A 6,178-nucleotide genomic window follows, 5' to 3' on the forward strand; every position below is an offset into this window, starting at 1 on the left:
GCTGGTTACCGGGCTCAAGCATTATCTCGGACCGTTCGAGGCTTACGGCAAGGGCGTGCTGCCGCAGACCCCGTTCCGGGAGGAACAGGGCCGCCTCGACATCGAGAACTTCTACTATGCGCAGGAAGATGAGCTGTTCGCCGCCGCAGCACGCGACGGCTTCACCTGGAGTGTGCATCGTCCGCATACCGTGATCGGGCTCGCGGTTGGTAACGCGATGAACATGGGCACCACACTCGCCATCTATGCAACGCTATGTCGCGAGACGGGGCGGCCCTTCGTCTTCCCCGGCTCAACCGCGCAATGGTCGGGACTGACCGACATGACCGACGCGGGCCAGCTTGCGGATCACCTGCTTTGGGCGACGGATACGAAGGCCGCGCACGACCAGGCGTTCAACGTCGTCAACGGTGACGTATTTCGCTGGCAGTGGATGTGGAGCCGTATCGCCGAATGGTTCGGGCTGGAGGCAGCACCCTTCGACGGCACGGTACGGCCGCTCAAACAGCAGATGGCGGATGACGCTAGGCTGTGGCGCGCGATCGCGGCGCGCGATGGGCTGGTGGAACCCGATCTGAACCGCCTCGCCTCTCCCTGGCACACCGATGCCGATCTCGGCCGCCCGATCGAGGTGGTCACAGACATGAGCAAAAGCCGGCGCCTCGGATTTACGGGGTATCAACCGACGGACGACGCGTTCTTCGCCCTCTTCGATCGGTTGCGCGCCGATCGCCTGATCCCGTGACCATTGATGATCAGGCGCGAACCCAATGACCCCGATGCGGTCGTTCGGCGGCCTTTGCACGCGACCCGAAACCGGCCGTTCGTTCATCTGATCGCGGATCGAAATCGCGAAGCCGGGCATCGGTAGTCAGCCCTCGATCGAAATGCCTCTTCGCCCACGGCGTTTGCACGGTGGTCGACCGGCCAAATGCGCTTCGAGCCGTCGCCGTCATAGGTCTGCAAAGCCGCACTCAGCGAATGCTCCCGCAAGTGGAAGTATCGGATTAACGAGAGGCACCGCTGGACGAAGTCAGCTAAGAGCGCGCCGAACGACCAGCCGGTCCAGGGCCCAGTCGCCACCACCGTGCGAGGCGAGCGGCAGGAGAAGCGCCAGCCAACTAAGATGGGTCGGCCAGGCGTCGGGATAGACCAAAAGCTGGATCACCAGCGTCATGCCAATCAGCGCCAGCGCGGCGAAGCGCGTGCCGAGGCCGAGGACCAGCAGGATCGGAAACAGATGCTCGGCGCCTGTCGCCGCGATCGCGGCGACCTCCGGCGGCACGACCGGCAGCGCATATTCGCTGCGGAACAGCTCATAGGTACCGTCGGTGATCGGCAGCAGGCCCTCGACCTTCGTTCGCCCTGACAGGAAGAAGATGGCAGCGATCGCCAGCCGCGCGAGCAGCAACAGCAATGCATCCGGCAACAGGGGGCGCAAAGCGGCCGTGCCGCTTCGATAGAGTTTGACGGCGTGCATGGTCGTCCCTCGAATAAGGATAGGACCGGCTCGCCGAGGCGCACCGGTCCCGTGCCGTTCAGGCCTTGATCGGAGTCAGCGAACCCTTGCCCTTGGGCGTCTTGATCGCGGTGCAGGTGCCGGCCTTGACCAGCTTCCAGGCGTTGCCCTGATAATCGACCTTCGACGTGCCGGCACAGCTCGTTCCGGCGCCGGCGGCGCAGTCGTTCTTGCCCGCGAGCGAGACGCCGTAGCATTTCTCCATCGCCGGCTTCTGCTGTGCGTGGGCGGGGACCGCGAGCGATGCGGCGGCGATGGCAATGGTGGCGGCAAGCGCGGCGGGTGTGGCGGACATACGGGATCCTTTCAGTGGGTCGCCTCGTCGCGCGGCCCGGCAGAGAGCAGCCGGGCCGCGCGGTGACGGGGAAGGAGGCGGGGGACCCACGTCACGGCGGGCTATTCGCGGGCGTTGCGGCATCGGTTACACCGGCGCTTGCGGGAAAGTTTGGCGTCCCTCTGTAACCAAGCGGCCCGCTCGCCCGAACAAGGCGGCGAGGAGGATGGATGGGGACCACCGAAGCGGCATTGCGGGACCTGATGGTCGCGGGCCTTGGCGGCGATGCGGGTGCGCACGCCGCGCTGCTCCGCGCCCTCGTGCCCCTGCTTCGCGGCTTCTATCGCCGGCGCGTGCGCGGCGGCAACGACGATATCGAGGATCTGGTGCAGGAAACGCTGATCGCCGTTCATACCCGCCGGGCGACCTGGGACGCGGACCGCCCGTTCACCGCATGGCTGTTCGCGATCGCGCGCTACAAGATGGTCGACCAGTTCCGCCGCCATGCGCGCTTGTCGCCGATCGCGGATGCGGATGCGATCGCCGCGGCGGACGATTTCGAGGCCGAGGCGATCGCCCGGCTCGACATCGACACGCTGCTCGCCGGGCTCTCGCCCAAACAGGCGCGGATGATCCGCGCGACCCGGCTCGACGGGTTGAGCGTCGCGGACGCCGCCGCGGCCGAGGGAATCGGCCAGTCGGACGTGAAGATATCGGTCCATCGCGGGTTGAAGGCGCTCGTCGCCCGCGTGCAGGGAGGCACGCGATGAGGACCGACGATCTGATCCGGCAATTGGCCGCCGATACCACGCCCGTGCAACGCGGCGCGGTTGGCCGCCGGCTGCTCGCCGGGCTTGTGGCAGGCGGGCTGTTGTCAGCGGTGCTGCTCGTCACCGCTCTCGGCATCCGGCCCGATCTCGACCGGGCGATGCTGGGGCCGGTGTTCTGGCTTAAATGGGGCTATACGCTGTCGCTGGCGGCGGCGGCGCTGGCGGTGACGGTGCAGCTGGCGCGGCCCGACACGGTGCGGACGCGCGGGCTTTGGCTGCTGGCGATCCCGGTGGCGTTGCTCGCGCTGGCGGGCGTCGCCGAGCTGGTGCGGACGCCCTCGACCGAATGGCTGTCGATGTGGCTGGGCCGCAGCTGGAAGACGTGCCCGTGGCGCGTTCTCGCGCTGTCGGCGCCGATCTTCGCCGGGCTGCTCTGGTCGTTCCGACGGTTCGCGCCGACCCGGCTGCGCGCGGCGGGGGCCGCCGCCGGCCTGTCGGCAGGGGCGTTCGCCGCCACCGTCTATTGCCTTCATTGCCCGGAAGTGTCGGCGATCTTCGTCCTTACCTGGTACTCGCTCGGCATCCTCTTGGCAGCGGGGATCGGTTCGCTGCTCGGCCCGCGCCTGCTGCGCTGGTGAGCGGCGGTTTTTCCGCGCAGGGCGCGTAACCGGATCACGGGGCCGGACGAATATAGGGGGCCAATCCGGCTGAACGCTTCCTTCAGGAGAGCCCCATGATGACCCTCGACACCGGCCTCGGCCTCGCCGCTTCCGCCGCCGCCATCGCCATCGTGTCCGCCGCCGCCCCCGCGCCCGCCGACGCGGTCGCCGCCCGCAAGATCCATTGCTACGGCGTCAACACGTGCAAGGGCACGTCGGACTGCAAGACCGCCGCGCACGAGTGCCGCGGCCAGAACGAATGCAAGGGCCAGGGCTTCAAGGAGATGAGCGCGAAGGCCTGCAAGAAGGCCGGCGGCAGCCTGACCGAGGGCGCCTGACCCCCGCGACGCGGCCCGGCGCGATCGTGCCGGGCCGCCCCATCGAGGACCGATCCCATGATGCCCCGCCCGATCTTCGGCCTCGGCCTGCGCAAGCCGCATTATGCCGAATTCCTGTCGCACAAGGTGCCCGTCGATTTCGTCGAGGTCATCTCCGAAAACTTTATGGTCGATGGCGGCCAGCCGCGCCGCATACTGCGCGAAGTACGCGAACGTTATCCGGTCGCGCTGCACGGCGTATCGATGTCGCTGGGCTCCGCCGACGGCCTCGACCCCGCCTATCTCGCGCGACTGCGCGCGCTGGTGGACGAGGTCGATCCGCTGTTCGTGTCCGACCATCTCAGCTGGTCGCGGATCGACGGGTTCAGTGCGCACGACCTGCTGCCCATCCCCTATACGCAGGAGGCGCTGTCGGTCGTGTGCGCCAATATCGACCGGGCACAGGCGGTGCTGGGGCGCACGATGCTGATCGAGAACCCATCGAGCTATCTTGCCCCCGGTCCCGCCGAAATGACCGAATGGGCATTCCTGGAGGCCGTGTGCGATCGCACCGGCTGCGCGCTCCTGCTCGACGTCAACAACGTGTTCGTGAGCGCTGCCAATCACGGTTTCGACGCGCTCGCCTATCTGGACGGCGTGCCCCACGCCCGCGTCCGTCAGGTCCATCTGGCCGGGCACAGCCAGGGCGAGCACCTGCTGATCGATACGCACGACCGGCCGGTGCCGCCTTCGGTTTGGGATCTCTACGCCTATGTCCTGCCGAAGCTGGGCGCGGTCGCGACGATGATCGAACGCGACGACGATATTCCGCCGCTGGCCGAATTGCTCGGCGAACTCGCAACCGCCCGCCGGATCGCCGCTGCCGGCATCCGGCGCGCGGCATGACGCTGGCCGCGACGCAGCGGGCGATGCGCGACTGGCTGACCGCCGGGGAGGCCGCCGGGTTCGGCACGGCTGCCGCACCGGGCCTCGCGGTCTATCGCAACAATCACCGCGCCGCGCTGGTCGCCTGTCTGGAGGCCGGCTTCCCGCGGACGCGCGCGTGGATCGGCGACGACGCGTTCCTCGACGCCGTGATCCATCATATCGGGCGCATCCCGCCGAGCAGCTGGACGCTCGATGCCTATAGCGAGGATTTTCCGGCGACGCTCGCGCTGCGCTATCCCGACGATCCGGAAGTGGCGGAAATCGCCGCGATCGAACTCGCGCTCGACCGCGCGTTCGTTGGGCCGGATTCGCCCGTGATCGGCGTCGACAACCTCTCCGGGTGTGACTGGGACCGCGCCGTGCTCCGCATCACGCCGACGCTCGAGCTGATCGACGCGACGACGAACGCCTTCGAGCTATGGGAGTTGCTGTGCGCCGGCGCCATGCCGCCTGACGCTGCTCCCCTCGATACACCGCGAGTCCTCTTCGTCTGGCGGCAGGCGGGCATAGCGCGCATCCGCGTCGCCGATTCGATCGAGGCGCAGGCGCTTCGACGCGTCCGTGCCGGACTGCCGTTCGGCGACCTGTGCGCGCACGCGGCCGAGGCATTCGGCCCGGACGAGGGCATCCGCCGGACCGGCGGCTGGCTCGGCCGATGGATCACCGACGGCCTGGTGTGTGCTATCGACAACGACAGGAGCATCCCATGACCCTTGCCCAGCTGAGGTCCCACGCGCCGCTGCTCGCCGCAGCAATCGCGCTGACAGCTTGTAGTGCTGCGGGCTCATCGTCCGTGCCGACCCGCACATCCGATGCCAAACCCGCGCTGGTGGTCGAGCTGTATCAGAGTCAGGGATGCTCGAGCTGTCCACCAGCGATCGCCAACGTCAACGCGATCGCCGACCGGCCCGATGTTCTCGCCCTGACCTTTGCCGTCACCTATTGGGACCGCCTGGGATGGAAGGACACGTTCGGCGATCCCGCCTTTACCGACCGGCAGCGCCGCTACGCGGTGGCGGGCGGCCGACCGGGCGTCTTCACGCCGCAAGTCATCGTCAACGGTCGCACTTCGATCGTCGGCGGGCGGCGGGCGGAACTGGATGCGGCGCTCGGGTCGACCCCGCGGCTGACAGGCGGTCCGGCGATCGCGGCAAACGGGTCTGGTGTGATCGTTGCGGCTGGCCCCCGCACCGCGACGCCCGCGACCGTGTGGCTCGTCCGCTACGACCCCCGCACTTTGCGCGTCGCCATCGGCCGGGGCGAGAATGGCGGCCGAAAGATCGATCACCGCAACGTCGTGCGCCAACTGATCCGGCTGGGTAGCTGGAACGGAAGTGCTACCCGGTTTAGCGTAGAACGAGCAGTGCCCAAGGGGCTTGCGGGAGCGATCCTCGTTCAGGATGGCGCGAACGGTCCAATCCTCGCCGCGCACCGTGTCTAGTAGAGTGGCGGAGCGAAGCTGAGCGTGAGCGGCACGTCCGCTTTTGGCCATCGCGCCGAACCGCCTCTAGCGACCGGTGTGGGCAGGGAAGCGGACATTCGCGCGATCGCAAAATCCGGGTCCGCTAGGGTCAAAGCGGACCCGTGCTGGACAGATCAGGCAGGAAAATGAATTCCGCATAGTTTGTTGCCGTCAGGGTCGCGAAAATAGGCAAGTTCAACTGTTCCCAGCGATGCCGTATTACGCGGGC

At 67.7% G+C, this 6,178-nt stretch carries 9 protein-coding genes and 1 pseudogene; 7 read left to right on the plus strand and 3 right to left on the minus strand.

Annotated elements, in window-relative coordinates; translation table 11 throughout:
- The coding region (locus tag ACFDSW_RS14595) for an NAD-dependent dehydratase (protein WP_375251001.1) at positions 1-745 on the plus strand (745 nt) is incomplete at its 5' end.
- A gap of 288 nt (positions 746-1,033) precedes the next feature.
- On the opposite strand, the gene ACFDSW_RS14600 is transcribed toward ACFDSW_RS14595, so the two are convergent.
- Both ACFDSW_RS14600 and ACFDSW_RS14605 read right to left on the minus strand, forming a co-directional pair.
- Positions 1,034-1,480 (minus strand): DoxX family protein, encoded by a 447-nt coding sequence (locus ACFDSW_RS14600; protein ID WP_375251002.1) that lies wholly within the window; start codon positions 1,478-1,480, stop codon positions 1,034-1,036.
- A gap of 58 nt (positions 1,481-1,538) precedes the next feature.
- On the minus strand, positions 1,539-1,814 hold the full coding sequence (locus ACFDSW_RS14605; RefSeq protein ID WP_375251003.1) for a DUF2282 domain-containing protein: 276 nt from the start codon (positions 1,812-1,814) through the stop codon (positions 1,539-1,541).
- A 209-nt stretch (positions 1,815-2,023) separates the two neighbouring features.
- Here ACFDSW_RS14605 and ACFDSW_RS14610 point away from each other — a divergent pair, with 209 nt between their 5' ends.
- The 6 genes from ACFDSW_RS14610 to ACFDSW_RS14635 all read left to right on the plus strand — a co-directional run bounded on the left by ACFDSW_RS14610 (position 2,024) and on the right by ACFDSW_RS14635 (position 5,928).
- Positions 2,024-2,563, plus strand: coding sequence for a sigma-70 family RNA polymerase sigma factor (locus ACFDSW_RS14610; protein WP_375251004.1), 540 nt, complete (start codon positions 2,024-2,026; stop codon positions 2,561-2,563).
- Positions 2,560-3,201 carry a DUF1109 domain-containing protein gene (locus ACFDSW_RS14615; protein WP_375251005.1) on the plus strand — a complete coding sequence of 214 codons (642 nt, stop codon included), beginning with the start codon at positions 2,560-2,562 and terminating at the stop codon, positions 3,199-3,201. Before ACFDSW_RS14610 ends, ACFDSW_RS14615 begins: the two co-directional genes overlap by 4 nt.
- A 95-nt stretch (positions 3,202-3,296) precedes the next feature.
- The gene (locus ACFDSW_RS14620; protein WP_375251006.1) at positions 3,297-3,560 is read left to right on the plus strand and encodes a hypothetical protein; all 264 of its coding nucleotides are present in this window, start codon (positions 3,297-3,299) and stop codon (positions 3,558-3,560) included.
- Positions 3,561-3,617: 57 nt separating this feature from the next.
- Positions 3,618-4,445 (plus strand): DUF692 domain-containing protein, encoded by an 828-nt coding sequence (locus tag ACFDSW_RS14625; RefSeq protein ID WP_375251007.1) that lies wholly within the window; start codon positions 3,618-3,620, stop codon positions 4,443-4,445.
- Positions 4,442-5,197 (plus strand): putative DNA-binding domain-containing protein, encoded by a 756-nt coding sequence (locus tag ACFDSW_RS14630; RefSeq protein ID WP_375251008.1) that lies wholly within the window; start codon positions 4,442-4,444, stop codon positions 5,195-5,197. The genes ACFDSW_RS14625 and ACFDSW_RS14630 overlap by 4 nt, the downstream gene beginning before the upstream one ends.
- Complete coding sequence (locus ACFDSW_RS14635) at positions 5,194-5,928, plus strand: DUF1223 domain-containing protein (protein WP_375251009.1); 735 nt, start codon at positions 5,194-5,196, stop codon at positions 5,926-5,928. Before ACFDSW_RS14630 ends, ACFDSW_RS14635 begins: the two co-directional genes overlap by 4 nt.
- Positions 5,929-6,083: 155 nt before the next feature.
- Here the strand turns inward: ACFDSW_RS14635 and ACFDSW_RS14640 are convergent.
- Positions 6,084-6,178, minus strand: a pseudogene (locus tag ACFDSW_RS14640) (VOC family protein); the annotation flags it as partial.

The organism is Sphingomonas sp. (assembly GCF_042091075.1).
Taxonomy (GTDB): Bacteria; Pseudomonadota; Alphaproteobacteria; order Sphingomonadales; family Sphingomonadaceae; genus Sphingomonas.